Below are 18832 nucleotides of genomic sequence, written 5' to 3' on the forward strand. Positions count from 1 at the left end.
AGCATTACTCACCCGTCCGCCGCTAAGCTAAGGTGCAAGCACCCTCGCTCCGCTCGACTTGCATGTGTTAAGCCTGCCGCCAGCGTTCAATCTGAGCCATGATCAAACTCTTCAGTTAAAATCATTTCGAACTTTATAAGTAAAGTTCTTAAACTTGGCTCATCAATTTTCTGACTTAAATTTCGCTCAAATAAACTTCGAGTAATTTAAACCAATCAATTAATGAAAATATATTCGATTAATCAACCAGTAAAAATCCACACAAGTTGTTCTTCATAATCTCTTAATGATCTTTCCAACACCTCGTCAGTGCCAGAAGCTGGACTCAAAACACTCGACAACTCAGCACTTCGTGCTTCGTTCGTTTTCGTTTATCTCGTCGGTATGGGGTGCATTCTAGAGGATTTCAGAATCATTGCAAGCCCCAATTCACTTTATTTTTCACGTATGTATCTTTTTTCTACGAAACGGCTAAAAAAACCGGTTTTTCACTTATTTTTTGCACAATTCAAAAGAAAAAATCCCGCGAACGGGATTTTTTGCTGTCTTTCTTTTTATCTTATTCAGTAAATTTCTGCGTGCTGTAATCCGCTGTTGGCAATTTACCGAGCGCTTTTTGTCCGGTTGTTCCCGGTAAACGCTCCACATATTGTAAAAACGCTTCGGCATAATCAAGGCCCACGTCCATACGGCGCTCGCCTGTCACCTCTTTCATGCTGCTATAGTAGTCCTGTCCATTGGCCAGGAAGTCGATAGTCACCACTTTATAGGTTCGATCCAAGACCAGTGCTTCATAACTACCGCTTGTATTACGCACTTCCAGCTGGCTAATACGCTGCCCTTTGGCCTGGGTTAAATCTACCTGCCAGCGTAAACCACCAGTATATGGATAACTGCCAGTATTTCTCTGCTCGACCACACCGCTAATCGCATCTTCCAGCGTGGCTTTAATTTCTGCACCAGTCATATCCAAACGGACCAGTGTATTTTTAAATGGCAGTACCTGATAGATTTTCTCTACGGTGACTGGACCTGCCGCGACATCCACACGCACCCCACCACCATTCTGGAATGACAGATCGGCATCAAAGTACACTTTACCTTGTTGCAAGAAGGCTTCGGCAATCATCTGCTGAATATCGCCGCCATGGGCAATGACATGCGGATTCTGGTTACAGATATCGCCCAGACTAGAACGGCTGGTATCACGCTGTATCCCCGGTACACGGCGTAAACACAGGTTATCGGTTGCCTGAGCCACCACCGTGCTGGCAAAATTCTGTTTCTGTTGTTGATATGGCAGCAGCACATTTAAGGTCGCGGTATATGGGCTGACCACCTGCATCGGAATATTCGTCGCTTTAAAACGCTCCAGTAGCGCCGCCTGTTCGGTTGCATTTAAGGCTTCGAACTGTTTGCTCTCGGTATTTTCACGCTTAAAGTCATCGCCCACTAAAATGTGCGGTGTGCCACTACACTGTTCCACCTGACCTTGCGGATTAAACTTGACCTTTAAATCACCCACCACATAGCTGTACTGCCAGGCCTGGGCAATACAGACCAGATCACCATCTTTATTTCGCGCTTGGGTCGGATACGCACCACTCGGACTCAGGCCGACCGCCTCTAAACTGTCCGGACCTAATAAGGTATGTGAATCACCGCCGACAATCACATCGACATCGGTTAAAGCCGCAGCCAGTTGCTGATCCAGGGCAAAACCAGTATGGGTTTGCAGGATAATCTTGTGAATACCCTGAGCTTTCAGACGATCAATTTCCTGTTGAGCCGCTTCAATTTCATTGGCAAACGTAGTGTCACTGTTCGGCTGAGAGGCATTTTTGGTTTTGTCGGCAATGGTCAGACCAATAATGGCAAACTTTTCACCGTCACGTTCAAATATAAAAGACTTTTCAATGCGCTGAGTCTGATACAGCGGCGAAGATGAGCCGAAATTCACATTGGCCGATACAATACGGGTCGGTGTGGCACAGTTACCGGCATCCAGATAGTTAATAAATTTCTGTAGGCCTGCATCTTTGGCATCAAATTCATGATTACCCAGCACAAAACTGTCAAAGCAGACCGTATTCATGGCATCTGCATCCGCCTTACCTTCAGAAAGGTTGAAATACAGATCACCAGTAATCGCATCACCACTGTGCAGTTTAATCACATTCGGATATTCCTCTGCCAGACGGTTGATTAAACCGGCGACGCGGGCAAAACCACCCCGGCTGACGCTATAATTTTCTTCCTCAGCCCCTTGTGCCAAGCTAAAGTTCCAGTGCTCTTCATCTAAATGGGAGTGATGGTCATTGATATGCAGAATATTCAGTTCAACGGCTTTACCCTCGACTACTGGTGTCGGTGTAGTAGTCTGACGGTCATTATCCCCGCAGGCTGTCATGAAAACAGAAAGACAGGCTATTGATAATATGGTTTTTTTATTCAATACGTTCATCTGGCAATTACCCTGAGACTCAGTGTTTTAATCGGAATTGTCTGATTGAGTCTGTGGCCTGAACATGTAAGACAGATGAAAAAACGATCAAGATTTCATGACAATAGTTAAACCCGTTCGCGAATATGCTGCATGACTTCTAAGACCAGTGCCTGTTTACCGCGATAATCTTCGGCAGCAAACAGCAGTCTGGCTTTGCGCGGCAGTTGCTCGTGAATCAGGGCAAATAGCTGATACATGGCCGACAGCTCTAATTGCTCAAACAGTGTCTTGACCGGTTGATAGGCAAACTGCTTTTCACTTTGCGGCTGATATTAAAAAAGAGCTAACTCGCCCTTAAAAGAGCGAGAATGCGCTCTTAGTTTTGGTCATTCAAACAGGAAACGTAAAATGGCATCCAGCTGCTGATCATGGGTATCGGTATTATAGGAATACATACGCTCCCTCTGGCTCGAGTTTATTTTTTATATGGAAATGATGATCCGGATTTATTTATACGCCGGATTTTTGCAGCGGGCAACCATGGGCAGACACCGCTCGAGCTGCTCAAAAAACCGCTTTTTTCAGGTCAAAGGCTAAATTTTGGATAAAAAAAAGAAAGAGATCTCTCCCAAAATCTCTCCCTCGGAGTTGAATCTTTTACGGATCCATATGTTATTGTCATTATTATTTTCAGCTATTTCCGCGCTTCTTGGGGATGAAACGTCATCAAATAGCAATTTACCCTCTAGATATGTAGACACCACATATTTAGACGGATAAATCTTAAACATAAAATATGACAAAATCAAGACAATCGGAAAAATTTAATTCTTGTTTTTATAAGGTTTTTTTTAAATTTAAATATCTTATAAGCAATATCATAAAAAAAGCAGACCGAAGCCTGCTTTTTAATTCAAATACTTAACTGCATTTTTAGTCGGTAAAGGTGACTTTGGCAATGGCCTTTTTACTGGCCTGCACAATCAAGGTCACGTTTTCTTTTACCGAGAATGAGGCATCGACTGGTTGCCAATCAACTTTCACTGCACCACGACCGACAGCATCTTTAGCCTGTGCCGCGTTTTTGGTTAAACCTGCTGCACGTAAAATAGAAGCAATGAAAATCTCGCCGCCATATTCGCCACGTGAAATGGTCACTTCTGGTGTGCCTTCTGGCAATTCACCTTCGGTAATCAGGTTACCGGCACCTTTATGCGCATTGGCTGCAGCTTCCGCACCGTGGAAACGCTCGACCAGTTCCAGCGCCAGAATCTTTTTCACATCCTGCGGGTTACGACCTTCAGCCACTTCTTTCAGTAATTGCTGGATTTCTGCCACAGACTTGAAGCTGAGCAGGTCAAAATAACGCTCAATCAGTGAATCCGGCATAGACAGCACTTTTTGATACATCGCGCCTGGGGCATCAAATACACCAATATAGTTGCCTAATGATTTCGACATCTTGTTGACGCCATCTAAACCTTCCAGAATTGGCACGGTAATACACACCTGTGCTTCCTGGTTATAACGGCCCTGTAAGGTACGGCCCATTAGCAGGTTAAAGGTCTGGTCGGTGCCACCCAACTCTACGTCAGCTTCTAAAGCCACCGAGTCATAGCCTTGTACCAGCGGATACAGGAATTCGTGAATCGCAATTGGTTGCTGGTTGTTATAACGCTTGGTGAAGTCATCACGCTCCAGCATACGCGCCACGGTTTGCTGTGAGGCCAATTGAATTAAATCGGCCGCAGTTTTGCTGGCAAACCATTCCGAGTTAAACACCACTTTGGTTTTGTTTGGATCGAGAATCTTGAACACCTGTTCCTGATAGGTTTTGGCATTTTCCAGTACCTGCTCGCGTGACAACGGCGGACGGGTCGCGCTCTTACCGGTCGGGTCACCAATCATGGCAGTATAGTCACCAATCAGGAAGAAGACCTCGTGCCCCAAATCCTGGAACACTTTCAGCTTGTTAATTAAAACCGTATGACCCAAATGCAGGTCAGGTGCAGTCGGGTCAAAGCCCGCTTTAATTTTTAAAGGACGGTTCTCTTTTAATTTCTTTAGAAGATCTTCTTCAGAAATAATTTCATGCGTACCTCGTTGGATGAGGGCAAGTTGTTCTTCAGCTGGCAAGAAATTTGACATCACAAAACCCAAACACATCAGTTATTCAATTTGTGCGATATACTAACACTTTTTCAGCACATTGCAGGCTTAAGAATAACCATGACAGCGATCTATATTGGGGTAATGACCGGCACAAGTATGGATGGTGTCGATATTGTTGCTGCTTCTTTTGATCCTTTACAGCTTCATGCCACCCTGACCCTGAGCTTCGATCCCGATTTACGCGATGAACTGATGGCCCTGACCCTGCCGGATGACAATGAAATTGACCGGATGGGCAAGGCCGATGTGGCGCTGGCGCAAATGATTGGACATGGCATTAACCGCCTGATTGAAGAACACCAGCTTGATCGCAGCCAGATTCGTGCCATTGGTTCACATGGCCAGACCATCCGCCACCGGCCTGAACATGGCTTTACCCTGCAAATTGGTGATCCAAATATTATTACCGAAATAACCCAGCTGCCGGTGGTCTCGGATTTCCGCCGGCGTGATATGGCTGCCGGTGGACAAGGTGCTCCGTTGGTACCAGCTTTTCATCAGGACGTGTTCCAGCATGACAGCATCCACCGGGTGATTCTGAATTTGGGCGGGATTGCCAATGTCAGCATGTTGCCTGCCGGACAGCCGGAAAAAGTCTATGGTTTTGATACCGGCCCGGCCAATATCCTGATGGATGCCTGGTGTGAACGCTACACCGGCCAGCCTTATGATGAAAACGGCAACTGGGCGGCTTATGGACAGCCAATTCGCAGTCTGCTGGACCGGCTACAGGCACATGAATATTTTTCCAAAGAGCCGCCAAAAAGCACCGGCCGTGAAGATTTCAACCTGGAATGGTTGGATGAACAGATTGCCGACTGGCGCAATGACCTGGCCTATCAGGAACTGGAAGATACCCCGGAAAATGTGCAGGCCACCTTGTTAAAACTGACCACCCGCGCGATTAAAAAAGCCATTTACCGCTCGGGCATGGACACCGGTGAAGTCTATGTTTGTGGGGGCGGTGCCTATAATTCCTATTTACTGGAACAGCTGCGCTGGCGCTTACGCAAACATGAGTGGAGTGTACAGACCACGGCAGATTTAGGCATTAACCCAACCTGGGTGGAAGCCACTGCTTTTGCCTGGTTGGCGATGCGTTTTCTCAACCAGCAAAGTGGCAATTTCCCGGCTGTGACCGGGGCCAAAGGCTACCGGATTTTAGGAACATTGACCGCAGTCTAGGCCAATCTCTTTGTATTAAAAAAGATATTAAAAAAGCCCTCAAAATAGAGGGCTGAGTATTTTAAAATTCTGCTTAAATCGAGAAAGAAGAACCACAGCCACACGTAGTCGTGGCATTCGGATTTTGAACCACAAAACGTGAACCTTCCAGACCTTCTAAATAGTCCACCACTGAACCGACCAGATATTGATAGCTAAGTGAATCGACCAGCATTTTTACGTCACCATTCACGAATTCAGCATCATCTTCATTCATGCTTTCAGCAAAGTTAAAGCCGTAAGAGAAGCCCGAACAACCACCACCGGTCACATAAACGCGTAACATTAAATCTTGGTTGCCTTCACTGTCACGCAATTGGCGTACTTTGTTCGCAGCATTGTCAGTCAGCACAAGGGCTTGGGCATTCATGTCGGATTCCTCGTTCGATTCAAATGTCTTTTAACAGAAAAGACCACATATCAAGTATAACATACCCAATATATGGTCAGTCATGTTCAATTCAAAGTCAATTCAGACTAATTTTATCAAGATTGTTTGTAATTCTCATCCTGCAGGCCGCATTCGAAGTTTTTCGGGTCCTGCTTACAGCGGAATTGCCACAGCAGCTTCATCATGCGTTTGTCATAAATGCCACGTTTGGTCAGGTCAATCCGCGCCTCACGCATCATCTTCTGATAGCCCGGTTTGTCGGCTGCCGGAATATTCATCCAGTATTTTTGCGGAATATCGGCTTTCATTTTACCCAAGATGTTAAAGGCACGCGGTAATTGACCTTTGACCCATTCCCGTGATTTCTGGCCAAAACCGGCCGGGAACTTGTTCGGGCGAATAATAATATTGCCAGTCACCTGTAAAATCGGATAATTCACAATCGCGCCTTTACTGCCCAGGCCCTTATGCAGCTCCAGTGGCTTAAACACGGCGGCCGGCGCACCAATAATATCGACCTGACCGTTATTGAATTTACTGCCGAAGTTGGTGACATCTGAACTGACTGCCTGCGCGCCAATCTGCTGCACCATAATTTTTTGTGCCTGGTCATAATCCAGGACCGCAATTTTTTTACCGGCAGCTTTGGCCACGGTATTAATACTGCGGTCATTGACCATTAAAAAGGCATCACCGACAGGCACTACACCAGCCACTTCATACTGGCCTTGAGTCATAAAGCGGGAAAATTTCGGACTGGCCAGTCCCTGCATGACTTTGACCGCCAGATTTAAATCGGGAATTGCACCAATCGCATCCAGAGAACCGGTAAAGCTGTTAAATTGACGCCCGCGCATACCGGTGACACTAATCCCGTCACATTTACCGGCTTTAAAATCTTCGGCAATTACCGCTTCATTCTGCCCGACGCGCAGTTCAATATCGGCGCCCCAGGCTTTGGCCGCCAGCTGATAGTCCAGCATCAGCGCATACACATCACCACTTTTTCCCACCAAATCAAAGACACACACTGTCTGCTTGGCCTGTGCTGCAGTCGCACCGAGTCCCATCACTGCAGCCAGTGCGATGCCTTGAGCATAATATTTCATTGATCTTTCCTTTATCGCTGTTCTTGTTGTTTTCAGTTGTACTGAATCGTGTTTAATGTTTTAAAAAGCTATTTTAGCGCATCCATCCTTGTTCTTTTTACCCTTGGAGATCACGCTCTCCTGCTCCTCCTGTCTGTATGCCTTGGATGAAACAACTCATCTCTATTTTTTAGGCTTGGACAAAGATGAAGCTATTATTTTTGATTAGCTTACGTGATTTGACCTGAACTGCAATGGCCCAAGTGACAAGGTTCCAGATGCAACAACCCGGCACAGATGCCGGGTTGTTTTTCCTTAAAAATGAAGCTTATTCACCGCCCAGTGAACACTCGAAGTTGGCTTTATCGACAGAACAGCGGGCACGTTTGAGTACGCTCATCATCGACGCATCATAAATACCGCGCTTGGTCATATCCATCCGCCCTTCACGTAACAGTTTCTGGTATTTGGTTTTCTCTTCCGCGCTCAGGTTCATTTTGTATTTGGCTGGAATGCCTGCTTCCAGACGTTTAATCATGCCCAAACTTTTTGGCAGGTTTTTCGAGAACCAGTCACGCGATTTCTGGCCAAAACCAGCCGGGAATTTCTCCGGACTAATTACTAAATCAGCCGTGACATGCAGTACCGGGAAATTAAACATGGCGCCTTTGCTGCCCAAGCCTTTATAGATTTCCAGCGGCTTATAGGCATAGGCTGGCGCACCAACCATATCGACCTGGCCATTATTAAATTTCGCCACAAAGTTAGAGACATCGGAGATTACCGCCTGAGCACCGACACGTTGCACCATAATTTTTTGTGCATCGTCATAGCCCAGTACCGCAAATTTCTTGCCGGCAGCTTTTTCAATTGAATCAATATTCTTGTCACGGACAAAAATAAAGGCTGAACCTAAAGGTGAAATTCCCGCCACCTCATATTTTTTCCCCCCCAGATTGGTGACCATTTTGCCGGCATTACGTTTGTCCAGTGCAAAGGTAATTGCACGTTGGGCAATGGCATTGCTGGGCACACCGCCCAGCGCATCAATTGAACCGGCAAATTTATTGTACTGACGGGCACGCATCGCAGTCAGGAAAACCGCATCACATTTGCCAGCTTTAAAGTCATTATCGGCCACGGCTTCATCCTGACGGGGAATCAGGTTGATATCTGCGCCCCAGCCTTTCGCGGCCAGCGCCCATTCCTGGGCCATTTGATAAGATTCACCAGATTTGCCGAGTAAATCGAAGATACATACATCGACCTTGGCTGCCTGAGCATTGCTGGCCATACCCAAAGTAGCCAGTGTAGAAAGCGCGAGAATTGTTTTTTTCATTGTATTTGTCCTTACAGAATCGTCTTTCATCAAGAGTGTCCATACACTTGCTGAATATTAAGCAACTTGTTTTTAAAAAAATAGAGCTTTTACTCCAAATATTTTTAAATCGTGACCAATTCAATTTATACAGCTGCTGATCTCAAACCCACAAATTATAGAGATCAGCAGTATTTTCAATGGCTTAAAAATTTCAGGCAGCGCAGTGAAAATTTACACATCATGGCCATTTTTTTACAAACTTATAACCATTTTCTCTATTCGCCACCAAGTGAACATTCAAAATTGGTACGTTCTACCGTGCAACGTGCCCGTTTCAGGACCCGCATCATTGAGCCATCATAAATGCCTTTTTCGGTCAGTTCGATGCGGCCATCACGTAGCAGTTTCTGGTATTTGTCCTGATCTTCCTTGCTGAGTCGGGTGCGGTATTTATTCGGAATTTCCGCTTCCAGACGTTTCACCATGGCAAAGTTTTTCGGAATCTGCTGGACAAACCAGCGCCGGGACTGCACTGCAAAACCATCTGCGAATTTTTCTGGCCGGATAATCAGGTCCGCCGTGACATTGACCACCGGAAAATCAATCATGGCGCCGCGTGTGCCCAAACCTTTTTCAATTTCCAGCGGTTTAAAGGCATAGGCCGGTGCGGCCACAATATCAACCTCGCCCTGATTAAACTTGCGTACAAAATTGGAAATATCGGAATCGACTGCAATACCACCGACCCGCTCCACCATCATTTTTTGTGCCGGATCATAATGCAGAATCGCAAATTTCCGGTTTTTGATGTGCTCAACCGAGTTCATGGCCCGATCTTTAACAAAAATATAGGCCGAGCCAATCTGGCCGATGCCAGCCACTTCAAAGGTTTCCTGGCCAATCCGGGTCACCAGACGGCGGTTATTGCGCCGGTCCAGCACATAACTAATGGCTTTCTGGGCAATGCTATTACTTGGCACACCGCCCAGTGCATCAATCGAACCGGCAAATTTATTGTATTGCCGCGCCCGCATTGAGGTCATATAGGCACCATCACACTTGCCCGCCTTAAAATCGCGCTCGACCTGGGCTTCATCCTGATAGGCTTTCAGACTGACATTGCTGCCCCAGCGCTTGCTGGCCAAGGCCCATTCTTCCAGCAATTTATAGGATTCTCCGGCCCGTCCCAACAGATCAAAAACACAGACCTGCGGATTGGCCTGAGCCAGGCCACTGACGCCACACAAGGCCAGTGTCGACAACAACAAAACTCCGTTTTTCATTTTTGTCACCGTACATTTGTTTTTGTTTTTTATCAGAAATTTTAATATATCGGGCTTGGTTTTATAAAAAAACCCTGCATAGCCGCTTTCCGATAGATGACACGGCGCCCGCTTTTTCATTATTTTTTTCGATGTGTTGCTGTAGCACCTGAAATAAACTGCGCCAGCTTTTTGTTTTCCAGAGCGCATCCTTTAGAATAGGCGCATTCTGTTCCTGAGTTTAGTGAGTCCAATGATTCAATTTGACCAAGTCTCTTTACGCCGTGGTGGTCGTGTCTTATTTCAAAAAGCGTCCATGCAGATCCATCCGGGTTGGAAAGTTGGCCTCACCGGAGTCAATGGCGCTGGCAAATCGACCTTATTTGCCGCCTTATTGGGAGAACTGGGGGCAGATGAAGGCAGCCTGACCCGTCCGTCGGGCTGGACCGTTGCGCACATGGCCCAGGAAGTCAAAGCCCTGGATATGCCGGCGCTGGATTTTGTGTTATCGGGCGATGAAGAATACTGGCAGATTCAGAAACAGCTGGCACAACCTGAACAGCTCAGTGACAGCGAACTGGCACAATTACATGGCCGTTTTGATGAAATTCATGGCTATTCTGCCCCATCCAAAGCCGCCCAGCTGATGGCTGGTTTAGGTTTTATGGAACATCAGCTACGTCTGGATGTTTCCAGTTTTTCTGGTGGATGGCGGATGCGTTTAAATCTGGCGCGCACCCTGATGAGCCGCTCCGATTTACTGCTTCTGGATGAGCCAACCAACCACTTGGATCTGGATGCCATTTTATGGCTTGAAGACTGGCTCAATGCCTATGAAGGCACTTTAATCCTGATTTCACATGACCGCGATTTTCTCGATGCAGTGACCGATCATATCCTGCATATCGAAAATCAGGAACTGACCTTATATACCGGCAATTACTCGACCTTTGAAGTGACCCGCAGCGAACGTCTGGCCCAGCAGCAACAGGCCTTTGAAAAGCAGGTTGAAGCCCGCGCACATCTGCAAAAATTTATTGACCGTTTTAAAGCCAAAGCTACCAAGGCGCGTCAGGCGCAAAGCCGGATTAAACAGCTGGAAAAAATGCAGTTGCTGGCGCCGGCGCATGTCGATACCCCGTTTACCTTCACTTTCCGTGAACCCACCAAAATGAGTTCACCCTTACTGACTCTGGATCAGGCAGAAATTGGCTATCCGGGCAAAAGTATTGCCAGCAAAATCAGTCTGCAGATTACCCCAAGCTCGCGTATTGGCCTGCTGGGCATGAACGGCGCCGGTAAATCTACTCTAATTAAATCACTGGTTGGTGATTTAGCGCTTTTAAATGGCCAGCGCAAAGCCTCTGAACTGCTAAATATTGGTTACTTTGCCCAGCATCAGATGGATGCACTGGATGGCCAAGCCAGCCCGATGCTGCAATTGTCACGTCTGGCCGACAAACAGATCAGTGAAGCCACCCTACGTTCGTTCCTCGGCAGTTTTGGTTTTAGCGGCGAACGTATGGATACGCCGTGCGAAAGCTTCTCCGGTGGTGAACGTGCCCGTCTGGCCTTGGCCCTGATTGTCTGGCAGCGCCCGAATGTACTGATTTTGGATGAACCGACCAACCATCTGGATTTAGACATGCGTCATGCCCTGAGCATGGCCTTACAGGACTTTGAGGGCGCAGTGGTACTGGTATCGCACGAACGTCAGCTAATCGCCAGTGTCTGTGATGACCTGCTGTTGGTGCATGCCGGATGCTGTACTGAATTTTCCGGTGATTTGCAGGATTATGCCAAATGGTTACGTGAGGCCCGTCAGCAGCAGATCAATGCCCAAACCGCATTGGCACAGGCCAGCGCCAGTACCAACAAGACTGCCGCACCGGCCAAAGTCGATAAAGAAGCACAGCGCAAACTGGCAGCGCAGCGCCGTGAAGAAACCCGTCCGCTGCGGAAAAAAATTGAACAATGTGAAAGCCAGATTGAAAAAATCCAGCCCCGTCTGGCCAGTATTGAAGAACAGCTGGCTGACAGCAGCCTGTATGAAGCTTCGCGTAAAGAAGATCTGCTCAAGCTGATGAATGAACAGACCAGCTTAAAAGCCACGCTGGAACAGGCCGAAGAAACCATGCTGGAACTGATGATGGAACTGGAAACCCTGGAACAATCATTCCAGAACAGTTAATCCCGTTTCTTCCGAAACCTTCCCCTCAAGATAGCCCCAGTGGCTATCTTTTTATTTCCACTTTATGATCACTGTTCCTTAAAATGTAGTCAAACATAGTCAAGGAGTAATTCGCACTCTGTTAATGTCTTGTTGCCAAGCGTGTAACTAGAGCCTGAGTCGGTCAGTTCCGACTTGTAGCGGTCAGTCCGTTCTTGCAATATACGCTTTACAGTTTTGTAAGGCGTATAACGACTTATCTCATTGTCGTTTAATCTTGCAAGCACGTTTCTCGCAGCATTCCAATCAGCTTGCACAACTTCCCCATTGAAACGGTGAAAACGATCTCCCTTACGTGTACCTATTAAAAGGCCATGCAAGAAAGAATCACTTTGCGAAGTGTATGCAGAATTGACTAGATGCACCGTAGAACCTCTACGGTGAGATATACCTGTTAGGGCATCGGCTAATAAGCCTTTAACCCATGTGTTTAAACGTCTATTGGTATTTTTACCATAGCTACGCTTACTTTGGATTGGTGCGGTTAAATCCTCCGCAACAATCACTTTGGCTTTATCAACCAACTTGTGAGTTGCTGTAAATATCAATGTCTTGAGCTTTGCTTTCTGAGCATCTTGCCTTTTATCTAGCTTCTTGCGACCTAGATTATTTAACTCAATTTTCTGTTTCTTGTGCGGTTTGGCTTTAGAAATCGCTCTGAGCTTATTTCTACGTTTGTACTTTTGATTTAGGTAGTCTGATTCACTTGAGATCAATTTACCTAAACCATTGCCATATACTTCACCATCAGAATCCACAAAGGCTTCTGAATAACCTTTATCAACACCTACGGTTTCCTGACCACAATCCTGTGTTTCAACTGCATCATAAGTTGAGTGAACTTCAACATTACCGTTTTTTAGAATGATTCTAAGTGTGCCTTGTGGCGCAAAATCAACAGTGGTGTTTAGTGGAATTTTAATGGTTTGTCGAGGGACTAGACTTGGCACTTTAAGCCAACATTGACCGTTTAGCTCAAAGGTTTTACACATATCCGCACGAACAATAATTTGATTATGTGTGTGATTAACACCATGCTTAAAGTGATTACGCATTTGACGATGGAGGAAATTATCAGTCATCCATTCATCTTTTTTAAGCAAGGTGTATAGTCTTTTTTGTTCATTATTACAGGAGGTGCGTTTTCGGATCGCCTGCTTTACTTTGTCTTTTGATGCTTCTCGATAGGCTTTAATATCACCTACGCAATCACGTAGCGTTTCTTTCCACGCATTTGCAGAAACACCAAAGTCACGACTTTCTTTCATCCACGCATCACGAATGGTTCTGTCGCTGATATTTAAACCTGCAACAGCACCATATTTAGCCCACACTTCGCTACGAACACGACCAAGTAAAACAGCTTGTTTTTCAAGTTGCTTGTACTTTTGCACATTCAAGTTTTTACAGTGATGGATGCGTGTTAGTTTCAAAAAGTTATTCCTTACTATTCACTAATTCTTTAACTTTTTCTTTGTATTTTCTTAATCCATAAAGTCGAGAAGAAAAACAATGAATAATCGCTAACAGGTCTTGAGTTACTTCTTCCGTTGGGGAAAGAGATTCTTGATTCATAATAATAATTTTACAACCATGTCTTTCAGCAAAAGATTCAAACCACTCAAAACCAAAACGCACCAAACGGTCTTTGTGAGCAATGACAAGCATTGAAACTTTACCCATTTCAATATCAAGAAAAAGCTGATTGAATTTCTTTCTTTTATAATTCAAACCACTTCCAATCTCTGACACCCAATCATCAACAGCATAGCCATTTACAGTACAAAAAGTTTCTAAAGCTGACACCTGATTAGCTAAATCGGGCTTTTGAGCAACACTAGATACCCTTGAATAAACAATTACTGACGATTTAGCTTCCGTTGCTTTTATACCGATATATTCAAGGTATTGATCGTGCGTGTAGTATCTGCGATTTTTAGGATTTCGACATGCAACCAAAATACCTTCGGCATCCCATCTTTGTAGAGTTTTAACCGACTTCCCAATCATTTCACCGAATTTAGCAGGAGAATACATTAATCAATCTCCGCTAACTTCTTGAAATCCTCAAGTGTATAGTCTTTAAATATGGATTCATCACAATATATGGCTAGATCATTGTCTTCATCCCATCCACAGATAGGGCATGTATAAGGGGATGATGCGACTCCTAGCTGATTATATTTTAATAAAATATCGTCACAAACCTCATAAAGTTCTGAATCCTCATGATGATCAACAACTTCAAGGAAAATTAGTTCACTAATATTTTCTGCAAATTTTTTGTATTTTTCAGGCACTTCTAGTTGATATAGCTCTACTAAATCATCTAGTTTTTTAGCGCAAGCATCACCAAAAATCTCTAATAATTTTTCCTCATATTCTTGACAGCGCATACCTTGTCCTGAAACGTGAGTACATTCAGAAAAGCCTGTATTTGCATTAATAAAATCAGCATAGGTGGGGCATTTATCGGAGAGTGATTGATTTGTTTTTTCAGGGTACGAAGAACAATCATAGCCTAAATCTACAATATCGGTTTCATAGAAATCATTCTTTGACCACTCACCATAGACCCATGATGCAAATTCCTTAATAAACCCATCTTTATTTTCAGGGGATACAAAATAAGCAAGGTCTTGCTCTACTTTCTTTAAGCTTTCAGTCAAGTATTTCATTGCAAGTTTTTTTAAAATTTAATACCTAAATTGTATATGTTTGACTATATTTGTCAATATAATTATTTGATATAAATCACTCCTCTTTTTAGCCCGTCTGTTTTCTTTAAAAAGATCAAGGAGGATGCTCACCAATAGCTGTTTTCCTCTCCGTTTTAGCTCTGATTGCACTTACTGAACTGCAATATAAAGCCCTCTTGCACACAGCTTGGCCGGTTTTTTTATACATAAATTTACAGCCGCGCATCTCATCATGAAGAAATGTGGCCGGCTCAATGCGCGGGTCTGGCCTTCTGCTAGCCAAGAGAGGAAATTCTATGCGTGCCTTAACCTATCATGGAACCCGAGATGTAAGAGTTGAATCGGTGCCTGACCCAATTATTCAGGAACCGGATGATGTCATCCTTCGCGTCACCGCCACTGCCATTTGTGGCTCAGATCTGCATTTATATCGCGGTAAAATTCCGGCCACAGAACACGGCGATATTTTTGGCCATGAATTTATGGGCGTGGTCGAAGAAGTCGGCCCCGAGGTCACGGCAGTAAAAAAAGGCGACCGGGTGATTATTCCCTTTGTGATTGCTTGTGGTCACTGCTTTTTCTGTGAACATGAGCTGACTGCCTCCTGTGAAAATACCAATACGGGCCGCGGCGCCATTCTGAATAAAAAACAGATTCCACCGGGTGCAGCGCTGTTTGGCTACAGTCATCTTTATGGCGGCGTGCCGGGTGGACAGGCCGATTATGTGCGAATCCCCAAAGGCAATATCGGTCCTTTTAAAGTTCCCGGTTCACTGCCAGATGAAAAAGTGCTATTCCTGACCGATATTCTGCCAACCGCATGGCAGGCGGTGACCAATGCACAAATTGGCAAAGGCTCCAGTGTAGCCATTTATGGTGCCGGACCCGTGGGATTACTGTCAGCGGCCTGTGCACGGATGCTTGGCGCTGAACAGATTTTTATGGTCGATCATCACCATTACCGGCTGCAGTTTGCCCATGAAACCTATGGCGCGATTCCGATCAATTTTGATGAAATGGATGCGGCCGAATTTATTATTGACAATACCCCCGGCCATCGGGGTGTCGATGCGGTCATTGATGCAATTGGTTTTGAAGCCAAAGGCAGCATGATTGAAACCGTGATGACCAACCTGAAACTGGAAGGCTCCAGCGGCTTTGCCCTGCGCCAGTGTATTGCCGCAGTGCGCCGTGGCGGCGTGGTCAGTGTGCCGGGCGTCTATGCCGGTCCAATTCACGGTTTCCTGTTCGGTGATGCCTTTGATAAAGGCCTGACCTTCAAGATGGGCCAGACCCATGTGCATCGTTACCTGCCCGAATTACTGGAACGGATTGAAAATGGCGACCTGTCCCCCGAAGTGATTATTACCCACCGTATGAAACTGGCCGATGCTGCCGAGGGCTATCGTATTTTTGATCAACGCGAACAGGATTGCCGCAAAATTATTCTCACGCCCTAATCCATCGCGCCAACAAAAAAGCGCCCGCAGGCGCTTTTTTTAAATCATGCCCTTAGGCATCAATATCGGCATTCAGGGCGTTCTCTTCAATAAAAGCACGACGTGGTTCCACATCATCGCCCATTAAACATGAGAACATCCGATCTGCTTCAATCGCATCTTCAATGGTCACCTGCAGCATATGACGGTTTTCCGGGTCCATGGTGGTTTCCCAAAGCTGCTCGGCATTCATTTCACCTAGACCTTTATAACGCTGGATCATCATGCCGCGGCGTGAGTCCTGCAGAATATGCTGCCAGACCTGATGGAAGCTGTTGACCTGAATCTTGCGCTCGCCTTTTTGCAAGTACGCGCCTTCTTCAATCAGGCTAAACCAGCTCTTCGAGTTCTTCAGCAAACGTGCGTACTCACCCGAACCGAGTAAACCGGCATCCAGCAAATAGGCATGTGGCAGGTTATGCACATAAATGGTAATACGTGGCCAGTAAATCGCAGACTTCTGTCCTTCCGCATCTTCTTTGTCAAAGGTTTCGATGCTGAGTTCAGGACGTAAACTGCTTTGAGTGGCCGCGATATAGGCACACAGCTGCTCACCCCAAGCCTGTACATAATCCAGATCATGCGCCTGATCCAGCTTGAACGCCTCTTGCGCCAGCAAACCATCTAACAGGCTGGCTGGATAACGCAAGGTTAAACGGCTCAGGCTCTTTTGCGAGGTCTGATAATCGGCAATCACCGAAGCCAGTGCTTCACCACGAATCGCCGGTGCATCTGCACTGACATGCAGGGCCAGTTCATCAATGGCATTGGAAATCAGATAGGTTTCCAGCGCTTCATTGTCTTTAATGTACTGTTCCTGCTTGCCTTTTTTCAGCTTGTACAGCGGTGGCTGGGCAATATAGATATGACCACGTTCCACCAGCTCCGGCATTTGACGGAAGAAGAACGTCAGCAGCAAGGTACGGATGTGCGAACCATCGACGTCGGCATCGGTCATGATAATGATTTTGTGATAACGCAGCTTGTCCGGGTTATATTCTTCACGACCAATTCCGCAGCCCAGTGCAGTAATCAAGGTGCCGACCTCTGCCGATGAAATCATCTTGTCAAAACGGGCACGTTCCACGTTCAGGATCTTACCTTTTAGCGGTAAAATCGCCTGCATTTTACGGTTACGGCCTTGCTTGGCTGAACCACCCGCAGAGTCACCCTCGACCAGATACAGTTCCGATAAAGCCGGATCTTTTTCCTGACAATCGGCCAGTTTACCCGGTAAACCGGCAATATCCAGCGCGCTCTTACGACGGGTCATTTCACGTGCTTTACGCGCTGCATCACGGGCACGCGCTGCATCAATAATCTTGCCGGCAATCGATTTGGCCGCTTGCGGGTTTTCCAGTAAATATTCCGAGAAAGATTTATTCATGGCCTGCTCGACCGCAGGTTTTACCTCACTCGACACCAGTTTTTCTTTGGTCTGTGAAGAGAATTTTGGATCAGGCACTTTCACCGAAATAATTGCGGTCAAACCTTCACGTGCGTCATCCCCGGAAACCACCACTTTCTCTTTTTTGAGCAGGTTTTCGTTTTCCATGTAGCTGTTTAAACCACGGGTCAACGCGGCACGGAAACCGGCTAAATGGGTACCGCCATCTTTTTGCGGAATATTGTTGGTAAAGCAGCGCACATTTTCCTGATAAGAATCATTCCATTGCAACGCAACTTCAACTCCAATGCCATTTTCTGCCTGCACGGTAAAATGGAAAATATCATTCAGATGGTTTTTGCCTTCGTTAATATATTTCACGAACTCAGACAGACCACCTTCATAGTCATAGATATGTTCCAGGTTAATACGTTCATCTTTCAGGACAATACGTACACCGGCATTCAGGAACGACAGTTCACGTAAACGGCGCGCCAGAATATCGACATTAAAAATGGTCTGGCTGAAAGTCTCGGCGCTTGGCCAGAAACGAACCATGGTTCCGGTCTCTTCTGTTTCACCAACCACAGTTAATGGATATTGCGGATCACCATGACGGTATTCCTGCTGATGAATCTGACCGGCACGTTTAATGGTCAGTTCCAGTTTGCTCGACAGGGCGTTTACCACCGATACCCCGACCCCGTGCAGACCGCCCGACACTTTATAACTGTTGTCGTCGAACTTACCGCCGGCGTGCAGGATGGTCAGAATCACCTCGGCAGCCGATACGCCTTCTTCCGGGTGAATGTCGGTTGGAATACCACGACCATTATCGGCCACAGATACCGATTCATCTTCGTGAATAGTAACTAGAATCTCGTCACAGTGGCCGGCCAGCGCTTCGTCAATCGCGTTATCGACCACCTCGAACACCATGTGGTGTAAACCGGTACCATCATCTGTATCACCGATATACATGCCCGGGCGTTTACGAACAGCATCTAGGCCACGTAATACTTTGATACTAGAGGAATCATAAGCCTTTTCATTGGTTTGTTCTGTTTGAGTGGCAGATTGATCTTCTGAACTCATGGTTTCTCCCTAGTAAAA

General features: G+C 46.0%; 15 protein-coding genes and 1 rRNA gene. 4 read left to right on the forward strand and 12 right to left on the reverse strand.

Translation table 11 applies throughout. From position 1 onward, the window contains the following. The 3 genes from FTU54_RS11650 to FTU54_RS15320 form a co-directional block, all read right to left on the reverse strand. A 16S ribosomal RNA gene (locus FTU54_RS11650) occupies window positions 1-118 on the reverse strand; the annotation flags it as partial. Window positions 119-559: 441 nt separating this feature from the next. Next, window positions 560-2464 (reverse strand): bifunctional UDP-sugar hydrolase/5'-nucleotidase, encoded by a 1905-nt coding sequence (locus FTU54_RS11655; RefSeq protein ID WP_180074783.1) that lies wholly within the window; start codon window positions 2462-2464, stop codon window positions 560-562. 107 nt (window positions 2465-2571) lie between these two features. Continuing rightward, window positions 2572-2703 carry a hypothetical protein gene (locus tag FTU54_RS15320; protein ID WP_257220596.1) on the reverse strand — a complete coding sequence of 44 codons (132 nt, stop codon included), beginning with the start codon at window positions 2701-2703 and terminating at the stop codon, window positions 2572-2574. 171 nt (window positions 2704-2874) lie between these two features. Between FTU54_RS15320 and FTU54_RS11660 the strand changes: the two genes are divergently transcribed. Next, entirely contained in the window at window positions 2875-3054 is a 180-nt protein-coding gene (locus FTU54_RS11660) for a hypothetical protein (protein ID WP_180074784.1), read from the forward strand. Window positions 3055-3379: 325 nt separating this feature from the next. Here the strand turns inward: FTU54_RS11660 and tyrS are convergent, their stop codons facing one another. Further along, the gene (gene tyrS / locus FTU54_RS11665) at window positions 3380-4612 is read right to left on the reverse strand and encodes a tyrosine--tRNA ligase (RefSeq protein ID WP_005181149.1); all 1233 of its coding nucleotides are present in this window, start codon (window positions 4610-4612) and stop codon (window positions 3380-3382) included. Between the two features lie 63 nt (window positions 4613-4675). Here tyrS and FTU54_RS11670 point away from each other — a divergent pair, with 63 nt between their 5' ends. Further along, entirely contained in the window at window positions 4676-5803 is a 1128-nt protein-coding gene (locus tag FTU54_RS11670) for an anhydro-N-acetylmuramic acid kinase (protein WP_005181147.1), read from the forward strand. 73 nt (window positions 5804-5876) lie between these two features. Here FTU54_RS11670 and erpA read toward each other — a convergent pair whose 3' ends face one another. The 4 genes from erpA to FTU54_RS11690 all read right to left on the reverse strand — a co-directional run bounded on the left by erpA (window position 5877) and on the right by FTU54_RS11690 (window position 9925). Further along, on the reverse strand, window positions 5877-6212 hold the full coding sequence (gene erpA, locus FTU54_RS11675; protein WP_005181144.1) for an iron-sulfur cluster insertion protein ErpA: 336 nt from the start codon (window positions 6210-6212) through the stop codon (window positions 5877-5879). A gap of 116 nt (window positions 6213-6328) precedes the next feature. Next, the gene (locus tag FTU54_RS11680; protein WP_171066731.1) at window positions 6329-7303 is read right to left on the reverse strand and encodes a putative solute-binding protein; all 975 of its coding nucleotides are present in this window, start codon (window positions 7301-7303) and stop codon (window positions 6329-6331) included. 346 nt (window positions 7304-7649) lie between these two features. Next, window positions 7650-8660: a putative solute-binding protein gene (locus FTU54_RS11685; protein ID WP_180074785.1), complete on the reverse strand. Its 1011-nt coding sequence runs from the start codon at window positions 8658-8660 to the stop codon at window positions 7650-7652. 257 nt (window positions 8661-8917) lie between these two features. Further along, window positions 8918-9925 (reverse strand): putative solute-binding protein, encoded by a 1008-nt coding sequence (locus FTU54_RS11690; RefSeq protein ID WP_034598267.1) that lies wholly within the window; start codon window positions 9923-9925, stop codon window positions 8918-8920. Between the two features lie 232 nt (window positions 9926-10157). On the opposite strand from FTU54_RS11690, the gene FTU54_RS11695 reads away from it, so the two are divergent. After that, the gene (locus tag FTU54_RS11695) at window positions 10158-12095 is read left to right on the forward strand and encodes an ATP-binding cassette domain-containing protein (protein ID WP_160242679.1); all 1938 of its coding nucleotides are present in this window, start codon (window positions 10158-10160) and stop codon (window positions 12093-12095) included. Between the two features lie 89 nt (window positions 12096-12184). Here the strand turns inward: FTU54_RS11695 and FTU54_RS11700 are convergent, their stop codons facing one another. The 3 genes from FTU54_RS11700 to FTU54_RS11710 are packed head-to-tail and all read right to left on the reverse strand — an operon-like array spanning window position 12185 to window position 14812. Continuing rightward, window positions 12185-13567: a transposase gene (locus FTU54_RS11700; protein WP_160242678.1), complete on the reverse strand. Its 1383-nt coding sequence runs from the start codon at window positions 13565-13567 to the stop codon at window positions 12185-12187. Window positions 13568-13571: 4 nt separating this feature from the next. Then, window positions 13572-14171: an IS607 family transposase gene (locus tag FTU54_RS11705; protein WP_004280831.1), complete on the reverse strand. Its 600-nt coding sequence runs from the start codon at window positions 14169-14171 to the stop codon at window positions 13572-13574. Further along, complete coding sequence (locus tag FTU54_RS11710; RefSeq protein WP_160242677.1) at window positions 14171-14812, reverse strand: hypothetical protein; 642 nt, start codon at window positions 14810-14812, stop codon at window positions 14171-14173. Before FTU54_RS11710 ends, FTU54_RS11705 begins: the two co-directional genes overlap by 1 nt. Window positions 14813-15129: 317 nt before the next feature. Between FTU54_RS11710 and FTU54_RS11715 the strand changes: the two genes are divergently transcribed. Continuing rightward, window positions 15130-16293 (forward strand): zinc-dependent alcohol dehydrogenase, encoded by a 1164-nt coding sequence (locus tag FTU54_RS11715; RefSeq protein ID WP_180074786.1) that lies wholly within the window; start codon window positions 15130-15132, stop codon window positions 16291-16293. Window positions 16294-16345: 52 nt separating this feature from the next. On the opposite strand, the gene gyrB is transcribed toward FTU54_RS11715, so the two are convergent. Then, window positions 16346-18814, reverse strand: a complete 2469-nt coding sequence (gyrB, locus tag FTU54_RS11720) for a DNA topoisomerase (ATP-hydrolyzing) subunit B (RefSeq protein WP_104470783.1) — start codon at window positions 18812-18814, stop codon at window positions 16346-16348. Window positions 18815-18832 lie beyond the last annotated feature (18 nt).

Source organism: Acinetobacter sp. YH12116, assembly GCF_013418895.1.
Taxonomy (GTDB): Bacteria; Pseudomonadota; Gammaproteobacteria; order Pseudomonadales; family Moraxellaceae; genus Acinetobacter; species Acinetobacter indicus.